This is a genomic window from Pedobacter sp. UBA5917, from assembly GCF_002432345.1.
Lineage (GTDB): Bacteria > Bacteroidota > Bacteroidia > Sphingobacteriales > Sphingobacteriaceae > Pedobacter.
Genome location: NZ_DJDT01000180.1, coordinates 1 through 19,183 on the forward strand (window position 1 = coordinate 1; position 19,183 = coordinate 19,183).

Genomic DNA, 19,183 nt, shown 5'->3' on the forward strand with positions numbered 1-19,183 from the left:
TCATTTCGAGCGGAGTGCAACGAAGTCGAGAAATCTGTCTCGAGATAGATCTCTCCGCTTCACTGCGTTCCGGTCGAGATGACGCTACTTTTTTAACTCTGTCTATGCTCTCCGCTCAACGCTCAACGCTCTCCGCCCAACGCTCTCCGCTTACCGCCCTTTGCTCTCCGCTCAACGCCCTCCGCTTTACCCCCCGAACTTACGCACCCTGTAAATCAGCGATAACATAAAATACCTGCCCAAGCGGTTTACCTGTCTATCTACGATCACGTTGTCGAATACATCTCTCGAAATGCCCGAATTCTGGTCGAAAAGGTCGAAACCCTCCACACGCAGTGCAGCCATATCATTTTTCATAAATTTGTATTCCATTGATAAACGCAGGAGGGTTGGATTACGCACCGCGCCATTATCAAATCCTGAATTGATCTGTTTGGTAAAGTCGTAACCAAAAGTTAAATCTTTAAAAAAGTAATTACGGCCCTCTATACCACATTCGAAACGGTTCGACTGGCGGTCGGCAAAGCTATCGCTCGAGTAATTGGTGAGGTTTTGCGAATAGGAAGTTTCCAGTTGCAGGTTTACAATATCTTTTAAATCAACCCTAAATTCAAGTTCCTGGCGCCATGATATGTTCTTTGCTTCGATCCGGCTGTTATCGGTGAAGGTAATGTTATTGTTTAACTGACCGGATCCTGAATAACCAATGGTAAATTTACGCTCAGAAGATAAAGGTTTGCTGATATTATAGTCACCCTGTAAGGTATAATAACCATCGGCATTAATGTAACTCGTACGCTGGTTAACCGAGTTATCAATAGGCTGTTTGGTACTTACAATCTTATCGTTTGTGCGCTCGTATTTAAAATTGGCCTGAATTACTTTCCCGGCGCTCCAATCGGCCTGTTTATAGTGAGCATTAATACTTTGGATAAATTCCGGTTTTAAGTCTGGGTTTCCGATAATTTGGTTCTGCAGGTTCGAATTATCCAATATGGGTTGCAACTGCAAAAAGCTGGGTTGATTGTTCCTACCCCAATAGTTGATGTCGAAAGATTCCTGATTCGAAAATTTATAAGAAAAACGGCCCGAAGGAATGAGGTTGAACGTGCGGTTAACTGTTTGGATATTATTACTCAGGTTTTCGCCGCGTAATATGGCCGGTTGTGCGTTAATTCCAAGCGTATAGTTCAGTTTTTCGCCAATATAACGGTAATTTAAGCCTACTTTATTGGTAATAAACTGGTAATCGTAAATGTTGCTGAGGTTAGGGTTAAACGCCTCATTTCCACCCACCACATCATAAACATCACGCGAATTGTTGGTGGCCGATCGGTTCCAGTTATAATTTACTTCCAGAAAAGTCTTTTTCCAGATCGGTTCCATGTACGAAACGCCTGCATTGAGCCCAAAATTACGGTTATTCTGGTTGTTTAGCTGATTCTGTAAAACCGAATCGACCTTATTACTGTGCGTATTGATATATTCGTTGTTCACATCCCTGTAATTTTCGCCACTGGTATAACTAATGCTTCCCCATGAAGTAATATTACGTCCTTTCTTCTCAAATTTGTGGTTAAAAAAGAAATTGGTACGTGCGTTAATGTTATTTGAAGTGTTAAAATTGGTACTTTCCCTATGTGTAGAAAGCGTATCCTGGGTGATATCCGAAGCACCGGCACTGTTTCCGCTATTGTTACTGTAAGAGAAATTTGGCGAAATCTTCAGGTAATTCATCGTATCGATTTTATACTCCAGGTTACCGCCAAACCAATGGCTGTTGTTGTTGCTTTTGCTATTGTTACCTGCATTTTCAAGCCGGTTTATCGGGTTCTGGCTTGCATCCTGTAAAACACTCTGGGTATAGGTTGAGCTGATGGTATTGTTCTTATTATTATTGAAATTATAAGCAGCGTCAGCCGAAAGTTTGGTGCTGAACTCGTTTTTGTAATTCAGCCCTAAGCCATTTCTGGTATTGATGCCGTCGCCACCACCACCGCGCATGTTGGCATTTGCCGATGTTCCGTCAAAAGAAATCTGCTGTTCGCCCTTCATGCTATTTCCCCTGATACTGGTGTTGTAACGGTCTGAATTACCTACGCCTGCAGATGCACGTGCGAAATATCCTTTTTTCTTGTCTTCTTCGATGGTAAGGTTCAATACCTTTTCGGGCTCACCCGTTTTAATGCCTGTTAATTTAGCCTGATCACCATAATCATCAATAAATTGAAGATTCTTAATAATATCGGCAGGCAGGTTTTTAATAGCTGTGGCTACGTCGGTACCAAAAAAATCTTTTCCGTTAACACGGATTTTGGTTACCGGCGCCCCCTGACTGGTTACATTACCATCCTTATCTACCTTAATACCGGGTAACCTTTTAAGCACTTCATCCACAGCATCTCCATCTCTAACGGGGAAAGCCTTGGCATTAAAACTTACGGTATCCTCCGTTACTTTTACTGGCGGAACACCCGAAATAACCACACCCTCCAGTGTATTTGAAGAAGGTTTAAGCTTAATATCGGTAATGTTGAGCATAGCGCCCTTATCAATAAGGTATTGTTTGCTAAAAGTATCGTAACCGATAAAACCAGCCGATAAGGTGAATTGTTTATATTTTATTTTGCTCAGAATAAATGTTCCATCGGGATTGGCCGAAGTACCAACGCTGTCGGTGCCCGATTTAATACGTACTACGGCGCCAGGCAACGGAAGCCCCGCGGTATCCAGAACAATACCTTTTACGGTGTAATTTTGCGCGTAACTACTTGTCGAAAAAGCTGCAAAAAGCAGTAATGCTGAGATTAATTTAGTTAGAATCCTCATGAATTATTTGTGTGTGCCGTAAAAATACGGAGCGCCAGGCTAATCACGTGGAGCGTAATCAACATGTTACGGATGAGGAGGATAGAGTAGAGGTAATGTAGTATGGGAATGGATGATGGAAAAATGTAAGATGGAAAACGGATGAGGGAAGGAAATAACCAATGATCAATTTTCAATAACTTTAAGAACCACGGATAAAACCTTAATGTTCTTCTATACGTCACCCTGAATTTATTTCAGGGTCTTATTTAATAGCCGTTTATAAAGTTGTCATCCTGAGCGTATTTGTAATCTTTGTTGTTCTCCGTGGTAAAAAACAAAAAAGCCGCAACTTTCATCACGGCTCCTTTATCTTTAGTAATAGGAAGTATTAAGATTGATATTCTTTTTCTCTGCAGCCTCAATCGGTGCGTAGTTGGAGAGAATTAATGCTTCGCCTTTTTTAACGCATACATCATGCTCAAAATGTACCGACGGACTTCCATCTACAGTTCTGATCGTCCAGCCATCGTCATCTAAAAACACTTCTTTTTTACCCATATTGATCATCGGTTCAATAGCCATTACCAGGTTTTCTTTTAGCAACATGCCCGTACCTTTTCTACCGTAATTAGGTACCTGCGGATCTTCGTGCATATCGCGGCCCAAACCATGACCTACCAGATCCCTCACCACACCATAGCCTTCTTTTTCGTTATAGTTTTGGATGGCATAGCCAATATCGCCCAGACGTTTGCCTACAACTGCTTCTTTAATTCCAACAAAAAGTGAATCTTTAGTGGTTTTAACGAGTTTTAATATTTCAGGTGATACTTCACCAATGATAAAAGTATAGGCGTGGTCGCCATGGAAACCATTTTTAATGGTACCTACATCAACAGATATGATATCGCCATCAACCAGTTCGTAGTCGCTGGGAAAACCATGTACCACCACATCGTTTACCGAGGTAATAATATGGAAAGGGAAATCATTATAGTTGTAAAAAGAGGGTACCGCACCATGATCAAGGATATACTCATTTGCCAGTTTATCAATCTGTAATGTGGTAATACCGGGTTTAATCATTTTGGCCACCTCTGCCAGTGTATCACTTACCAGTAGCGCACTGATCTGCATCAGTTCTACTTCTTCGTTAGTTTTGTATAAAATCATTGCTGCAAATTTAAGAAAATTTCTTCGTCGTGTTTAATGTTGAAAGGTTGTAATGTTGCGATTACAGTTAACCGATTTAAACAATTAACCAGTTAACCCTAATATGGAACATCTTTTGTACTTTACAGATAACCTTAATAAGAAAAACATGGATACCAATAAAACCGATACCTGGTCGGCCGGCCAATACACCAAATTCGAAAACGAACGAAACCGTCCTGTAACCGATCTCCTTAACCATATACCTGCTAATACCATAAGCAAAGCAATAGATATCGGCTGTGGACCGGGTAACTCTACTGAGTTATTAAAAGCCAGGTTCCCAAATGCCCATGTTTCTGGCATAGATAGCTCTGCAGATATGATACAGGCAGCAAAAAAACGATTGCCTAATATTCAATTTGATGTAGTAGATATCACCCAATGGCAGGATACTGAAACCTATGATTTAATATTTGCCAATGCTGCGCTTCAATGGGTGCCTGATCATGTTGATCTGTTCCCGAAACTGATCCAAAAATTGAACAAAGGTGGGGTTCTAGCCGTACAGATGCCTGATAATTTTGAAGAACCCACACACCGTTTAATGCGGACAGTTGCCTGCGAAGATCAATGGAAAGATAAGTTACTTAATGCCACTAAACGGGTAGCCCGTGAAGGTGCCGATTGGTATTATGCGAATTTACGCGATAAAGTTACCACAATCGATATTTGGCGTACAACTTATTTTCATCCCCTGCAGGGAGGTGCCAAGGCTATTATAGAATGGCTTAAGGGAACGGGTTTGAGGCCATACCTCAATGCCTTAAATGAAAATAAACAACTCTCGTTTTTAGATAAATACGAAGAAGAACTTTCAAAAGCATACCACATATTCGATGATGGAACCGTTCTACTGCCATTTCCGAGGTTGTTTATTGTAGCGGTGAAGTAGATGCTAAAAGTTGGAAGGTTAAATGTTTGAAAGTTGGAATGTTAAACAAAGTCTCGAGTCCTCCACTCCATTATGTCATCCTGAGCGTAGTAGAAGGATCTTTGAAGATGGATGAGGTAAGATGGATGATGGAAAACCACAACCAATTTGCAATTTTCAATGATCAATATCGACCGTTTTATGAACTTTATTAAAATCTTAATGTCCTTAATTCCTTAATGGTGAAAAAGGTGTAAAATGGAAGAGGTAAGATGGATGATGGAAAAGAATACCCAATTTTCAATGATCAATATCGACCGTTTTATGGACCTTATTAAAATCTTAATATCCTTAATTCCTTAATGGTGAAAAAGATGGAAAATGGATGAGATAAGATGGATGATGGAAAAGAATACCCAATTTTCAATGATCAATATCGACCGTTTTAAGAACCTTGCTAAAATCTTAATCTCCTTAATTCCTTAATGGTGAAAAAGGTGTAAAATGGAAGAGGTAAAATGGATGATGGAAAAGAATACCCAATTTTCAATGATCAATATCGACCGTTTTATGAACTTTATTAAAATCTTAATGTCCTTAATTCCTTAATGGTGAAAAAGATGTAAAATGGATGAGTTACGATGGATGATTGAAAACAAGAATTATTACGCTCCAATGGAAAATATCTTTTCTTCTACCATTATATTTGAAAACAAATACCGACAATTAAATGCCAGCATCTACTATAAAAATACAGCGTTCCAACATCGATTTTTTAGAAAAATTAAAAAAGAACAATAACCGCGAATGGTTTAACGAACGCAAAACAGAATTTCTCGCGGAGCAGGCCAATATAGAAAACTTCGCCTCGACATTGCTAACAGAATTAAACCTCCATGATGTAATCGAAACGCCATCCGGTAAAAAAAGCCTGTACCGTATTTATCGTGATACCCGTTTCTCGAATGATAAAACACCTTATAAAACGCATTGGAGCGGAAGTTTTAAACGTGCTGGTAAAAGTAGGCGCGGAGGTTATTATTTCCATATCGAAAAAGGAAATACTTTTGTTGGTGGCGGCTTTTGGGGGCCTTCTCCCGCCGATCTTAAACTGATCAGGGATGATATAGCCCTCGATGCGCAACCGCTGCGTGATATTTTAAAAAGCCAAGATTTTATTTCCTCTTTTGGGCAATTAAAAGGCGAACAACTTAAAACTACGCCAAAAGGTTTCGAAGCCGAACATCCCGATATTGATCTTTTGCGTTTTAAACAGTTTTTGTTAGTCAAAAAATTTGATGATGAAGCGCTGTTAAGCGATAATTTCGTGCAGCAAATGGGGAAGGCTTTCAGGAACATGAGACCTTTTTTCGACTATATGAGCAGTGTGTTGAGTAGTGATGCAAACGGAGAATAACTTATTGGTTAATCGGTTAATCGTTGAAATTGGTTAACTGTGTAAATGGTAACATTGTTAAACTGTTGGATGGTTACATCGATCGCTAGATTTGGAACATTGTGATTTGATCATTGGCAATTGAATAACTGACTCCCAACCCAAACTAAATATTGCTTCGCCGATACCGCGTCAACGAAGCAATATTATATGATTCTAGTTCTTAATGCCCTTAATTTCTTAATAGTGAAATGGTTAACTGTTTAAACTGGTTAATCGGTTAATTGACAACAAATTCAAAACAAGTTTATTCTTAATGGTAAACCTAACTAAAGACTTTAGACTAAGGACTTTGGACTAAAAACTAACCCTTAAGACTCATCCCGCCATCCATCAAAATTTCTGCACCTGTTATAAAAGTAGCTGCATCTCCACAGAAGAAAGCAACCATTTTTGCCACATCTTCCGATTTTCCAATCTTTTTAAGCGGAATACGGTCAATCATCCACTCATTAAGTCCGGCTAACTGTTCTTCGTTAAGGCCTTTTTTATTCATAATCTCTGTCGCCGTAGGCCCCGGACTCACACTATTTACCCTTATTTTACGTGGTGCCAATTCTAGTGCAGCAATACGCATAACCGAATTCAATGCAGCTTTACCGGAAGAATAGATTGAACTGCTTGGGAAATCCATACTTGCTGTATTTGATGATAGGAATACAACAGAGCCGCCATCATTTAACAAAGGGATAAACTTGCTCAGGGTAAAGTAAGCACCTTTAAAATTAATACCGATAATGGTATCAAAGACTTTTTCGGTTGCATCTGCAATACTGCTCTGTTCTACCACACCCGCATTAATAAACAGGATGTCGATTTTTCCAAAGGTTTTTTCTACCTCACCGGCCAGGCCTTCAATTGCAGTAATCTCACTCTGATCTGCCACAAAACCTATAACGCCCAATTCCTGTGCAGCCTTTTCTATTGCATCTTTCCTTCTTCCGGTAATAATTACGTCAGCGCCCTGCGCTTTTAATTCTTTTGCGGTGGCATAACCAATGCCGCTATTTCCGCCGGTTACCAGCGCTTTTTTTCCATTTAAATTATTCATGATAAAAATTATGTTTTATGGATGCAAAAGTATCGCTATATTGGTATACTTTTGTAAGTAGTATAACAGAGTATACCAGTTATGGAGCAAGAAAAAAGAAATCAGATGGCAGCCGAAGTACTGTCAAACCCACGTAACCAGCAGGAAGAAATTCAGGCTTTGCAGGATACCCTTTATGTACTTGGTGGCAAATGGAAACTTCCCATCATCAATTCCATCTGTAATGGCAATAAACGATTCAGGGATATAGAAAGAAGCATCCCCGGTATTACCACAAGGATGCTCTCGAAAGAATTAAAAGAAATGACCGCCAATCAATTGATCAAAAGAACTGTAATAGATGATACGCCCGTTACTATCGAATATACTTCAACCGATTATTGCAGATCTTTCGGCGATATCATTCTCGAAATGATCAAATGGGGCAAACAGCACCGGCAAAAGTTGAAAACAGGAGGTTAGTTTATTAGTCATTTGTTCACTGGTTCATTGGTCATTTGTTCATTGTATAAATTGCTAAATTGTTGGATTGCTCCATTGCCAAATCGGTTGCTAGATTTTGAACATCGTTATGGTGAAATGATTAATTGCTAAATTGCTGCATTGTTAAACGGTCGCTAGATTTTGAACATTGTGATTTGATCATTGATAATTGAATGAGAATAGTTAACTGACCATCAATTCCAAAGCAACTTTAATCTTAATGCCCTTAATTCCTTAATGGTGAAATGGTTAATTGCTGAATTGCTAAACCTGTCACTAGATTTTGAACATTGTGATTTGATCATTGATAATTGAATGAGAATAGTTAATTGACAATAACTTCAAAAGTTACTTTAATCTTAATGTTCTTAACTTATTAATGGTCAGTATTTTGTATTTAATACAGCTTTTAACTAACACTGTAACTAACCGCATACAACTTGCGGAACATGCTATACGTTGTTGCTACGATGCAAAACGCTACAACTGCATCCAATGCATCTAAAGGTCCTAAAACGGCTATTTTCGAACAAAAGGCGAAGATGATATCAAAAAAGATCCCCGCAAATACCCATTCTTTCAATCTCAATAATCTGTTAGGAGTAACGAGTACAATAATCCCTGCTAATTTTGCTACACCCAATACATAAATAAAGTAAGCCGGATAACCTAATTTTAGGGTAATATCCCAAACAATAGGGCTTTTTGTTAATTCGCAAACGCCGCTGGTACCAAACCATAGAGAAGTTAATGCTACGCCGATCCAATAAAGTGTTTTTGTTGTTTTCTGTGTCATAATGTTTATGTTTTATACAACAAAAGTGCGTTGGGCGCAGCAACAAAACCAGTTGAAAAGGGGTGAAGTAGACAAATTAAAAGGTGAGATAGACGGTAGGGTGGTTTATTTGTTCATTGGTCATTTGTTCATTGGTTGCGCAAACTGCCTATTATTTAGTTAACCATTTTTACTGGTTAATTGGTTAATTGCTGCATTGCTAAATCGATCGCTAGATTTTGATCATTGTAATTTGATCATTGATAATTTGATCATTGGTAATTAGATGTAAATTTGTTAATTGTTTACCCTTCGACTACGCTCAGGGATTAACTGACCATCAATTCCAAAGCAACTTTACTCTTAATGCCCTTAATTCCTTAATGGTGAAAAAGATGGAAAACGGAAGAGGTAAGATGGATGATGGAAATCAATAACCAAATAGCAATTTTACTCTTAATGCCCTTAATTTCTTAATGGTGAAAATATGGAAAATGGAAGAGGTAAGATGGATGATGGAAATCAATAACCAAATAGCAACTTTACGCTTAATGCCCTTAATTTCTTAATGGTTAATAAACCGATCGCTAGATTTTGATCATTGTGATTTAGTCATTGGTAATTAGATTAGATGTAAATTCGTTAATTGAAACGCCAGTCGCCCAACGCTTATCGCAGGAGTTTTTTCTTATTAATAATAAAATCATTTTTTTTAAAACAATTTAAAACCTCTTGCGTTTAATGTATAGTTTGTTTGGTTAGTTTTATCGGTGGATGCTTATAAAACTTCATATATAGCCTCATAGTAATATGGGGCTTTCTCTTTTTAAACCTTTTTATAAACACAATTTTTTCCTTTAAGTTGTAAAATAATCTAAACTATTCTGCTCCAGATACTGTTCTTATTCTAAATTATCTACTATATATTATGGAAAATCAAGAAAAAACAGTTGAGGTATTAAACGACCTGATTCAGATTAACAACGACAGGGCAGACGGCTTTGATAAAGCCAGTGCAGATTTAAAAGACGAAAACATTGATTTAAAAGCAACTTTCGATAAATTTTCTTCAGATAGCAGGGCAAATGTGACCGAACTTGCCGGATTGGTTGGAAGAAACGGCGAAAATCCTGATACCGGCAATACTATTTTAGGAAGTTTGCACAGGGCCTGGATTGATATTAAAGCTAACTTTGGTGGTGATGATAGGCATAGTATTCTGGCCGAATGCGAACGCGGTGAAGATGCCATTAAAAAAGCATATCGTGATGCACTTCAGGAAAATGAGCTTGGCGAAGAGATCAGAACTGTACTTTTGAAACAGCAGGATGGTATAAATGCAGGTCATGATGCCATTAAAGCATTAAGAGATGCCCAGGCCGCTTTATAAAAATTAATAAAATAATAAAGCCGTCCCGATTTTACATCGGGACGGCTTATTATTTACTACCGTACCATAACCTAAAAATTGCAGGCTGCAGGCATATCCAGGGTCAAATTGTAACTTGTCTGATCTATTCTCTGACTTACTTTATAGGTTTCAGCTCCATAAACAATCTGGAAATCATAAGTTTCGCCCTGTTGCAACAAGTTTGTGCTAATATTGCCTTTATCCATATACCCCAGATATTGAAAAGCTGCGTTACTGCCTGATTTTTTGAAATATACATAAACACTTGGTCTAACTTCAATATCTGTTCTGTTGGGACAACGGCCGGTAAAAGTTAACGATACATTATTAAATACAGGTGGCGGTGGTGTAACTATAGGAGGGGCAGTAGAGCCGGTTCTGGTTAACTGTATGTTTACTACCTGTTGTTTAGTTTCTGTCCTGAAAGTAACCTGCCTCGTTTCTTTGTTATAGCCCGGAGCATTAATTTCAGCATTAATGGTAATTGGTTCATTGACCGCTGGCGCAACAGTTGGCTTAAGGCCAATGGTTACAATGCCTGAACTTAATTTGATATCCTTTTTACCCGATAATTCATAAATGTCGTTTGCAGCAGCGCCCGTAATGGCAATGGTTGTGCCGGCAGGTGCAGCACTTCCGTTTTGCCCATCAGTAACATTAATCAAGGCGGTATATTTAATCACATCCGTATCAATTACGATTTTAATATTTTCGGTCGGTTTTTTACATGCAGCAATGGTTAACATAACCAATAGCAACTGTATTTTTCTTAGTGTTTCCATAATTTTGGGGTTATAACCGGTAACTGAAATTTACTTGAACAATAGGTAACCACCGGTAATCCTTAATGTTGGATTGGAACTGTGGTGTTTGCGATGAATTTCCTTCCAATAAGCCTGTTCCGATAATGTCTGCTTTTGGTTTGCTTAGGTAATAGGTACCCAGATCAAAATTTACATTAAATTTATTCCGTGGGAAGATGTGTGCAAAAGCCAGCCCCAGATAAGGCGCTAAACCTTTCCAGTTTACCTTTAAATCTACATAACCGATCTGATCTTCTGTTAGCACCAGGTCGCCATATTTATAATCATCAGATGGGATTACCCGGATATCTCCTTTTGCTTTGAAAAAATAGGCAAAACCACCAACCAGTCTAAACCAAGATGCAGTTTTAATAGGTGTGTAGTCGGCCAGCGCATGTACATTATAAAAATTGGCCGATAAATTTGAAGTAGAATTAAATCCGGAAATTTTAAAAACATTATGGGCTTTAAAAGGAATAAAATTCAATCCGCCCCTTAATGCAAGCTCTGGTAAAACACCATAAGCAAATTCAGCACCTACACCTTGTGTACCCACATTAAGTAAAACCGATTTTTGATCGAGAAGGGATGGAGGCTGGTTGCCGTTTTGGGCATTTACATTATAATAGAGCAATAACAGGAATAATAATAAAATAGATCGGGGAAAATACATAATAAGCGGTTTAAAGGTTTGTAAAATCTGTTCTGACTTCTTTTATAGCGCTTAATGTAGATGTTATTAGCTAACGCAATTTTTGTGATAAAGTTTTATTTTATTTAATATGAACAGGATGAATAGTTTAAGCAGGCATAGTTTGAACAGATTTTAGCAATTCTGTTACCCTATTAAAGCCGATAAATTCTGCGATTCCTTTTGGCCATAATCTGAAAAATCTCGTTTTTATATTCTTTTTTCTAATAAATTTTAAAAAAGCTGATTACAGGCTTTTACTTATTTTTTCTGCCAAAATGCAGGCTAATACAGCTTTATTATAAAGCGGTGTTCACATTTTAAATACAGATGCTACCGTACTTTTACCTTTTTTTTCTCCAGCTATTGGATATGCCGCAGATTTTAGCAAGATTTGTATAGTCTACTTTAATCTACAAATATGTATTACAACTGTTCGATAGTTGATGATGAGCAACATGCCATTGATGCGCTGAACGATTATATTGGTGAAATTGATTTCCTAAAAGTATCCAGCACTTTCAATAATCCCATCGATGCATTAAACATAATTGGCAAAGGCGATAAAATAGATTTTCTGTTTTTAGATATTGACATGGATGGAATGGAGGGAACCGAACTATCTAAAAAATTGAAGGATAAGGCAAGATTTGTAATTTATGCTTCTTCCAATCTAGAACACGATGTGAGAACAATAGATCCCAATTTTGAATGTTACCTCGGAAAACCGATTTCGATGAAACGTTTTGCCAATACCATCCAAACATTAATGAAGCTTAATAACCTGCCCATAAATAACTGATATCCCAATAAATATGATCGAGCTTACTTACCATTTTCAGCATAACTTTTTTGAGGATCAATCCTTTCAGCTCATCCAGGCCAGCATGGAAGATCCATGGTTGGTGCTATCTGGCATCGATGTTTTGGGCATTGTTGATGAAGTTGACGGCAAATGGTTGCAGATTGTAGGAGAGGGGATTCCTGACGTAGCAATTGAGGAAATCGGGCTAATGGTTAAAAATCAACAGTTTAGTTGGCTACCGCACCTGATTATGAAGCAATGGCCCGATTATGTAATGGAAGTAATTGTAAAAAGCAAAAACCACTACGAAATCATTTGCCATGCAAATGCCTGTATTAAAAGATTTAGGGAAAGATTTACCCCTGGCATACATGCCCTGGCCAAAAGGGAAGAAGAAATTGTATTTAAAGTTTCATCTTTTAATACCTCCACCTTTTACGAGGTAACCAAATCGCCCGCTATCGATCGTTTTGTATAAGCGGTTATTTAGCCAAATATACCATTTCCTGTAACTGATCAGGAAATGCAGCGGCTAAACCTTTTTCTTCAATGGCAATGCTTAATGTATAAAAACCTTCTTCATCCAGGCAGGCTTTCATTTCGGCATGTTTTCCATAACTGTATTCCAGTCGGGTCCTGATATTATCCAATCCCGAACCAAATCCTACCTTACTTCTCACCACTGCCGGTAAATTTCTGCTTTCTATCCTCAGCAGTTCACCATCCATAAAAACATCAATAGTAGCCTTGTTATCCGGGTCAAAAACATTTCCATGTTTAAATATATTCTCCAAAATGGTGAGTAGTACCAATGGAATGATTTTGATGCCCAACACATCGGGCGAAAAAGCCAGCTCGATATAAACCTTGCCCTGTGTAAGCTGATACAGTTTGATCAGATTTTGGCACTGTGTAATTTCTTCGTTCAGTTTTACATAACCTTCGTGATGTTCGGTAGTAGCGGCAAAACGCATCATATCCGATAGGTAAACCATTACCTCTGCATCTTCGGGCGAATGTTGTCTGATTTTTTGATGGATAAACTCAAAAGTGTTAAATAATAAATGCGGATTGATCTGCGCTTTTAAAAAGGCATTTTTAGACATCACCAGTTCTTTATCCATTCTTTCTTTATCCAGTAACATTTGGAAACGCTGCTTTTCAATACGTTCTTTTTCTGCTTTTTCGCTTAGATAGATTTTTAAAAAGAAATAACCTGTTGAAAAGAGTAAAAAGAACGATGATCTCCACAATAACCTGAACATCCTGGTAATGGTAGGTATAAAGCCACGCGGTATTAAATCAGTGTATTTTATTAGCAGCATATCCATGCTCCATACCCCATAGCAATAAACAGCAAGTTCTAAGATTACAATCATAGGGATTTTCCATGCTGCCTGTTTTGGAAACACCGTTACTTTTTCTAGTAACCAAACATGTATATAGAATAATGAAATATTAACGATATAATGGATTACATAGTTGCCTAGTTTTCCAAATTCGCCAAATATCAAACCTGTAAGGATACTTTCCCAAAATATAAAGCAAGTCCACACAATGAAATGTATCCTGTAACGGAAAAGCCAATTTTTAATTAAAATATCATCCCATTTAAATCTATTCATAACGATAATTCTGCTATGTATGTAACCCGTAATATTACAATATAAATCTGCTTCTAATTTTCTAAAAAAAATAAATGATGAAAATTAGAAGATTAAGTAAAAGAACGCTTTTTACATTCAAAAAAACAATGAAAAATTACAATAAACAATTGGATTCTTCAACATCCGATCCCAATTGTACAACCTCAAGCGCAACATCCACATCAGGATTAATAAGCGTTTAAAATTAAATTGGCAGCCGTTATTTTTTGCGGCTGCTGATAATCAGTTTATCCGTAATAAAATCACGGAAATCGTTATTGTAAATATCCCCAACCGTAAAACTGGTCTGGTTGGAGAGTGTAATCCTACTGCCATCTATATGCTGTATATGTTCAATTGCAATAATATACGCCCTATGTAACTGTATAAATCCTTTTTTGATGCTTAACTGCTCCTTTACGTCCTTTAAACTCAGGTAAGCGATAATTATCTTTTCCTTTGTATGGATTTTGATGTAGTTATGAAAGCTCTCAAAAGCTATAATATCAGCGTAACGTACCAGCACGGCTTTATGCTCTTCCGATTTATTTTTTACCAAAAAAAACGTCTCTTCATCGCCGCTTTCCAGTTCTTCGCCGAAAAGCCTGTTTAAAGTAAGGGCAAATTTTGCATATCCATAAGGTTTCAACAAATAAGCGTCGGCATCAGCCTCAAATGCTTCAAAAGCATATTCCTGGTGGGATGTTGTAAATATGAGTTTCCTGGTTTTAGAACGCACTGCCTTTGCAAGTTCGAGCCCCGAAATCTGCGGCATTTCTACATCCATGAAAATTACATCAACCGATTCAAGCTTCTTCAGTTCCATCAAAGCCGTAAGCGGATTGGTATAACTCGCAACCAACCTCATATTTGGGGTATCCTCAATGTATTTCTCCAGTCCAACTATCGAACTCTGCTGATCATCTATGGCTATACATTTTATCATCTCCTAATCTTCTTTTGCGTGCATAACGAAATTACACCTTTTCGTAACGAAATTAGCACGGTTTGTACGCAATTGTTTCAATTTTTGAAATTCTTCGGTTAAAATAATGTAAAAATGTGTATTATGAAACATACATGAATAAATAAATGGTTGATTTATAGTAGTTAATCAATAAACAAACCATTCAGGTATATCCACTTTTTTGGGGTTAAGATGATAAAAAGAGCATCCAAGGTGGCGAAAAGCTCTATTTTTATGGTTAAACGTTTAATATAATCTCTGCGGAACCGGCAGCTATCCTGCAATTAGAACCATTTATAACGAAAATGTACCGATATGTGTAACCTGATTCGTTTATCGTTTTCTATGTTCGATATTCGTATCAGGTTAAAATAAAAAACTGTTTAAAGTTTATGGTAACCTTTGTTGAAGTATTACATAAATACGCTCATATCTACATCTACCTATCAAATCTATATTTAAATTAAATCTCTTTCCTATCTAAAATGACGCTCTCATTTTAGATTTGGATATTTAGCAATTTTATCCCCAGATCTTAATTATTCTGAAGTAAAACAATAAGTATTACTGCGTTATTTTGCCCCTATATTTTCTGCACTTAATAAAGTTGACAAAATGTTCCGGAAACGGTAACGACTTTAATATTCATGGAGCTAAAATGCTATATCATGGAGTTTTTAAGGTTGTCTGCCGATTTGTTATTTTTTGTATTTTTTTTCATCATAGATTTGTATCTATAGATATTCATTAATAATACTGATAACGTATTTAATGCTATCTACTAACCTAATATAACGCAGAATCATGAAAAAATTGATAATTCTCGTGGTTTTTGCACTAATATCAAATATGGTATTGGCGCAAAACTCAGGCATTGGTACAACTAGCCCCACCAACAAATTACATGTTAAGGCAACATCAGACCCAATCCGTTTAGAAGGATTAAGCAATGCAACCTCCACGAGCGGAACAATAGTAACAGATGCGAGTGGAGTTCTAAAAATACGCAACCCTGATAACATCAGTGCGGTAAGGATAACTGGTAACATCACGCTCGCAGCCGATAACACGCCATATTTTAATGATGTGACAGAAGCACCTACCGAAACATTCGATAATTTGAATGAATTTAGCGGGCATACTTTTACAGCTGCCCAAACCGGACTTTATCAGGTATCTTTTACTACACGTTATACACAATCTACAGTATTTTACGGTGGATTGGTATTAGTTTATGCAGGCAATGGGCCAACTCCCCCACAATATGGAGCTTATGATATGGGATGTATTAATCCACCAAGGGCCGGTTTTAATTTTACGCTGGTATCTGTAACAAAAAGCGAGCTGATTAAGCTCACTGCTGGGCAGATTATGCTGTTCAGAATGTCAACCTTTGGAGCGATCGGTAATACTAATGGTAGTTATGTTATCACAATTAATAGGATAGACTAGTTATTGGCCATTATATAGGGAGCGGTTTTACTTTTTAAGATGTTGACCATGACCAAGATTTTCATAAATTCGTACTATGCAGATTATCTAAATAACAATTTATGACTTTTAAAAATATTATCCTCTTGTTAAGCACGGTATCTACAGCCTTGATCGGTGGTTTATTTTATGCTTATTCATGCTCGGTAATCCCGGGGCTTGCGCGGCTGTCCGATGTTTCTTTTCTACAATCCATGCAATCTATCAACAGGGCTATTTTAAACCCTTTGTTCTTTGCTTCTTTTATGGGAACACTGATATTATTGCCAATAAGTGTTTGGTTTTTTAAAGAACAGTCTACCGTTCTTTATTTGCTCCTTGTAGCCGCACTATTGTATTTTGGTGGTGTTTTTTTGGTAACCGTTATCGGCAATGTACCGCTTAATGATTTATTGGATGGCAGCGATTTAACTAAGTTAAACACAGAAGAATTAACGGCATTGCGTAATAAATTTGAACCTGGCTGGAACTTTTATCACAGAATCAGAACAATCGCTTCGTTTATCTGCATTATGCTTACGGCTTATGCCGCAATATTGAGTAGAAATGCCTGATAAAGTTGTTTTCCGGATGCTTTGGGTAAATTTTTCGCGTGATTTTGGAAACGGAGCTGAACAATTGTCCAGACTCCGAATCTATTAACGCTCTCGGTAACTAATGTATAAAGTTTTCGGTAGTTGATGGTATCCTTTTTTGTTCATTATTCCTGCTAACCGATTGTTCAGCTTATAAAATCGCCAGCATTTTTTTCGACCGGTTAAAAGAGATGGGCCAGGTGTCTGTACTACTGGCTGATGCTATACTATAATATTCTTTTGCTCTATTGCGATCGCCCTGTACTAAGTTAACATAAGCGCTTAGTTCGAAAATAAAGTGCTGCAGTTTGTTATCTATTCCTTTTTCCGTTTTTAAATAATTAAAAATTTCTCCCGCGGCGCGTATACGCTTATCGTTGATGTTTTCTATTTTAAAGCCTCCTGGCATTTCGAACCAATATTCCCAAAGTCCGCCATTGGCATACTGGTTATAACTTTCTTTAACCAGTTGAATGCCTACTTCCAGTAATATGCTGTTAAGCGTACTGTCTTTTTTTTCTGTGTTTCTACCCAGATCGAAATAATTGTTCAGGGTAGGTTGTAATCCTTTTGTATTGATCTCGTCCAGAATCGCTTCTTTGCGGTACATGGCTTTATCGCTCATCAAAAACTGTTCGTAAGCAAAACTGGTCGGAAATCTATTGCTTAATTTCTCCAAACGGTAACCTTTGGCCAGTTCTTTTTTTAAATCGATTACCCAAGGATGTTCAAAATCGTGAAAATTGTATACCGTAATTATTTTCCGTTTAAGATCGTAAATGTTGGAGTAAATGGTTGATAATTTTCCTTCCTGACGTGTGCGGTTTAAAACGTCACGAAAAAGAGGAACGTTTAAAACAGTTGCTTTTCTCAAGGCTTCGTCCGAAATATCATATCTTCTGCACAAATAGCTTTTGGTTTTGAGTTTGCTGATATCGAAGTTGGTGTTAATCTGATAAGCGCCTGATTTGGCTAGTTTTGTGCCTGCATTAATGATGATTGAATTTCCAAGTGCATCGGCAATTAATATCTGAGCACTTGCCGTATAATCGTACTTATCCAAATAAACCATTGCTTCCGGTACTGTTTTACATTTTCCGAGAATTTCGAAAAACAGGTCTCCTGAAAAGACATTTTTAAAATGAAACTGGTTAGGATCTATATTTTGCGCGGTAAAATCATAAAATAACCCATGTTCGTTTATGGCTGCCTGTGCCTGCATGTCTGGTAGTCCGAAACAAACCGAGCCATACCGATCGGCAGTTTTTGGATTGAACCATACCCGGGCAAACCCCATATAATCATCCTCGTTGGCCGCTGCATATACCTCACCTTTTAATGCATACGAAATTACGGTACAGGCATCAATATTCTGGGAGAGTATGGTGCTCGCCATAAGCGCAAATAATAATAGCTTCTTCATTTTTGTGTTTTATCTCCGTAATGACCAACACTGTGCCAAGAGCGGATATCGCTATTAGATGTGCTCTACACGGTTTTTTCTAAAAAATAAGGCAAATATATGTCCGTAAGTGAACGCTTTTCGTTCATAAATGAACAATGCGGTTAAGCTTTACATCTGCGGCTTTTTCTGCGTGATCAGCGGGGAAAAAATGCTAAAGGTTCCCGCAGATTTAAAAAGATAAAAAGCGCAGATTAAGCAGATGTTGAGGTGTTAGGTAATCTTGCCTCGCGGATCTCTCCGCTACGGTCGAGATGACGGTGGGTTGGATGAGGCATGGCTTTGAATATTCCGTGTAAATCCGTGTCTCCGTGGCTAAATTAACCCGCATCTGCGGACTTTTCTGCGTAATCAGCGGGAAGCAAATGAGAGATCCTTCGACTACGCTCAGGATGACAAGTGAGGAAAATGTGAGCAGAACGGTGGCTTTGACTATTTCGTTTAAATCCGTGCCACCGTGGCTAAAATAACCCGCATCTGCGGCTTTTTCTGTGTAATCAGCGGGAGACAAATGAAAGATCCTTCGACTACGCTCAGGATGACAAGTGAGGAAAATGTGAGCAGAACTGTGGCTTTGAGTATTCCGTGTTAATCCGTGCCTCCGTGGCTAAATGGATCCTGTATCTGTGTATTCTGTGTAATCAGCGGGAAGCAAATGAGAGATCCTTCG

General features: G+C 37.9%; 17 protein-coding genes. 8 read left to right on the forward strand and 9 right to left on the reverse strand.

Annotated elements, in window-relative coordinates; genetic code table 11:
* Window positions 1-186: 186 nt before the first annotated feature.
* On the reverse strand, window positions 187-2,829 hold the full coding sequence (locus B2V92_RS11760; protein WP_293308097.1) for a TonB-dependent receptor: 2,643 nt from the start codon (window positions 2,827-2,829) through the stop codon (window positions 187-189).
* Window positions 2,830-3,183: 354 nt separating this feature from the next.
* Window positions 3,184-3,984 carry a type I methionyl aminopeptidase gene (map, locus tag B2V92_RS11765; protein ID WP_293308099.1) on the reverse strand — a complete coding sequence of 267 codons (801 nt, stop codon included), beginning with the start codon at window positions 3,982-3,984 and terminating at the stop codon, window positions 3,184-3,186.
* Between the two features lie 103 nt (window positions 3,985-4,087).
* Between map and tam the strand changes: the two genes are divergently transcribed.
* On the forward strand, window positions 4,088-4,918 hold the full coding sequence (tam, locus tag B2V92_RS11770) for a trans-aconitate 2-methyltransferase (protein WP_293308101.1): 831 nt from the start codon (window positions 4,088-4,090) through the stop codon (window positions 4,916-4,918).
* A 709-nt stretch (window positions 4,919-5,627) separates the two neighbouring features.
* On the forward strand, window positions 5,628-6,314 hold the full coding sequence (locus B2V92_RS11775; RefSeq protein ID WP_293308103.1) for a DUF2461 domain-containing protein: 687 nt from the start codon (window positions 5,628-5,630) through the stop codon (window positions 6,312-6,314).
* 343 nt (window positions 6,315-6,657) lie between these two features.
* On the opposite strand, the gene B2V92_RS11780 is transcribed toward B2V92_RS11775, so the two are convergent.
* Window positions 6,658-7,404, reverse strand: a complete 747-nt coding sequence (locus B2V92_RS11780; protein WP_293308105.1) for an SDR family oxidoreductase — start codon at window positions 7,402-7,404, stop codon at window positions 6,658-6,660.
* Window positions 7,405-7,485: 81 nt separating this feature from the next.
* Between B2V92_RS11780 and B2V92_RS11785 the strand changes: the two genes are divergently transcribed.
* Entirely contained in the window at window positions 7,486-7,866 is a 381-nt protein-coding gene (locus B2V92_RS11785; RefSeq protein WP_293308107.1) for a winged helix-turn-helix transcriptional regulator, read from the forward strand.
* 430 nt (window positions 7,867-8,296) lie between these two features.
* On the opposite strand, the gene B2V92_RS11790 is transcribed toward B2V92_RS11785, so the two are convergent.
* Entirely contained in the window at window positions 8,297-8,683 is a 387-nt protein-coding gene (locus B2V92_RS11790; protein ID WP_293308109.1) for a DoxX family protein, read from the reverse strand.
* 907 nt (window positions 8,684-9,590) lie between these two features.
* Here B2V92_RS11790 and B2V92_RS11795 point away from each other — a divergent pair.
* Window positions 9,591-10,052, forward strand: coding sequence for a PA2169 family four-helix-bundle protein (locus tag B2V92_RS11795; protein WP_293308111.1), 462 nt, complete (start codon window positions 9,591-9,593; stop codon window positions 10,050-10,052).
* A 71-nt stretch (window positions 10,053-10,123) separates the two neighbouring features.
* Here the strand turns inward: B2V92_RS11795 and B2V92_RS11800 are convergent, their stop codons facing one another.
* Entirely contained in the window at window positions 10,124-10,855 is a 732-nt protein-coding gene (locus B2V92_RS11800; protein WP_293308113.1) for a hypothetical protein, read from the reverse strand.
* Between the two features lie 10 nt (window positions 10,856-10,865).
* Window positions 10,866-11,549, reverse strand: coding sequence for a hypothetical protein (locus tag B2V92_RS11805; protein WP_293308115.1), 684 nt, complete (start codon window positions 11,547-11,549; stop codon window positions 10,866-10,868).
* Between the two features lie 439 nt (window positions 11,550-11,988).
* Between B2V92_RS11805 and B2V92_RS11810 the strand changes: the two genes are divergently transcribed.
* A complete protein-coding gene (locus tag B2V92_RS11810) occupies window positions 11,989-12,369 on the forward strand; it encodes a LytR/AlgR family response regulator transcription factor (RefSeq protein WP_293308117.1) in 381 nt (126 codons plus the stop codon).
* 13 nt (window positions 12,370-12,382) lie between these two features.
* Window positions 12,383-12,850 (forward strand): hypothetical protein, encoded by a 468-nt coding sequence (locus tag B2V92_RS11815; RefSeq protein WP_293308119.1) that lies wholly within the window; start codon window positions 12,383-12,385, stop codon window positions 12,848-12,850.
* A gap of 4 nt (window positions 12,851-12,854) precedes the next feature.
* Here B2V92_RS11815 and B2V92_RS11820 read toward each other — a convergent pair whose 3' ends face one another.
* Together B2V92_RS11820 and B2V92_RS11825 are read right to left on the reverse strand one after the other, a co-directional pair.
* Window positions 12,855-13,997 (reverse strand): sensor histidine kinase, encoded by a 1,143-nt coding sequence (locus B2V92_RS11820; RefSeq protein WP_293308121.1) that lies wholly within the window; start codon window positions 13,995-13,997, stop codon window positions 12,855-12,857.
* 241 nt (window positions 13,998-14,238) lie between these two features.
* A complete protein-coding gene (locus B2V92_RS11825; protein WP_293308123.1) occupies window positions 14,239-14,964 on the reverse strand; it encodes a LytR/AlgR family response regulator transcription factor in 726 nt (241 codons plus the stop codon).
* 825 nt (window positions 14,965-15,789) lie between these two features.
* On the opposite strand from B2V92_RS11825, the gene B2V92_RS11830 reads away from it, so the two are divergent.
* Both B2V92_RS11830 and B2V92_RS11835 read left to right on the forward strand, forming a co-directional pair.
* Window positions 15,790-16,437, forward strand: a complete 648-nt coding sequence (locus B2V92_RS11830) for a hypothetical protein (protein WP_293308125.1) — start codon at window positions 15,790-15,792, stop codon at window positions 16,435-16,437.
* Window positions 16,438-16,538: 101 nt separating this feature from the next.
* The gene (locus B2V92_RS11835; protein WP_293308127.1) at window positions 16,539-17,030 is read left to right on the forward strand and encodes a DUF1772 domain-containing protein; all 492 of its coding nucleotides are present in this window, start codon (window positions 16,539-16,541) and stop codon (window positions 17,028-17,030) included.
* Window positions 17,031-17,202: 172 nt separating this feature from the next.
* On the opposite strand, the gene B2V92_RS11840 is transcribed toward B2V92_RS11835, so the two are convergent.
* Window positions 17,203-18,474, reverse strand: a complete 1,272-nt coding sequence (locus B2V92_RS11840) for a hypothetical protein (protein WP_293308129.1) — start codon at window positions 18,472-18,474, stop codon at window positions 17,203-17,205.
* Window positions 18,475-19,183: the final 709 nt, after the last annotated feature.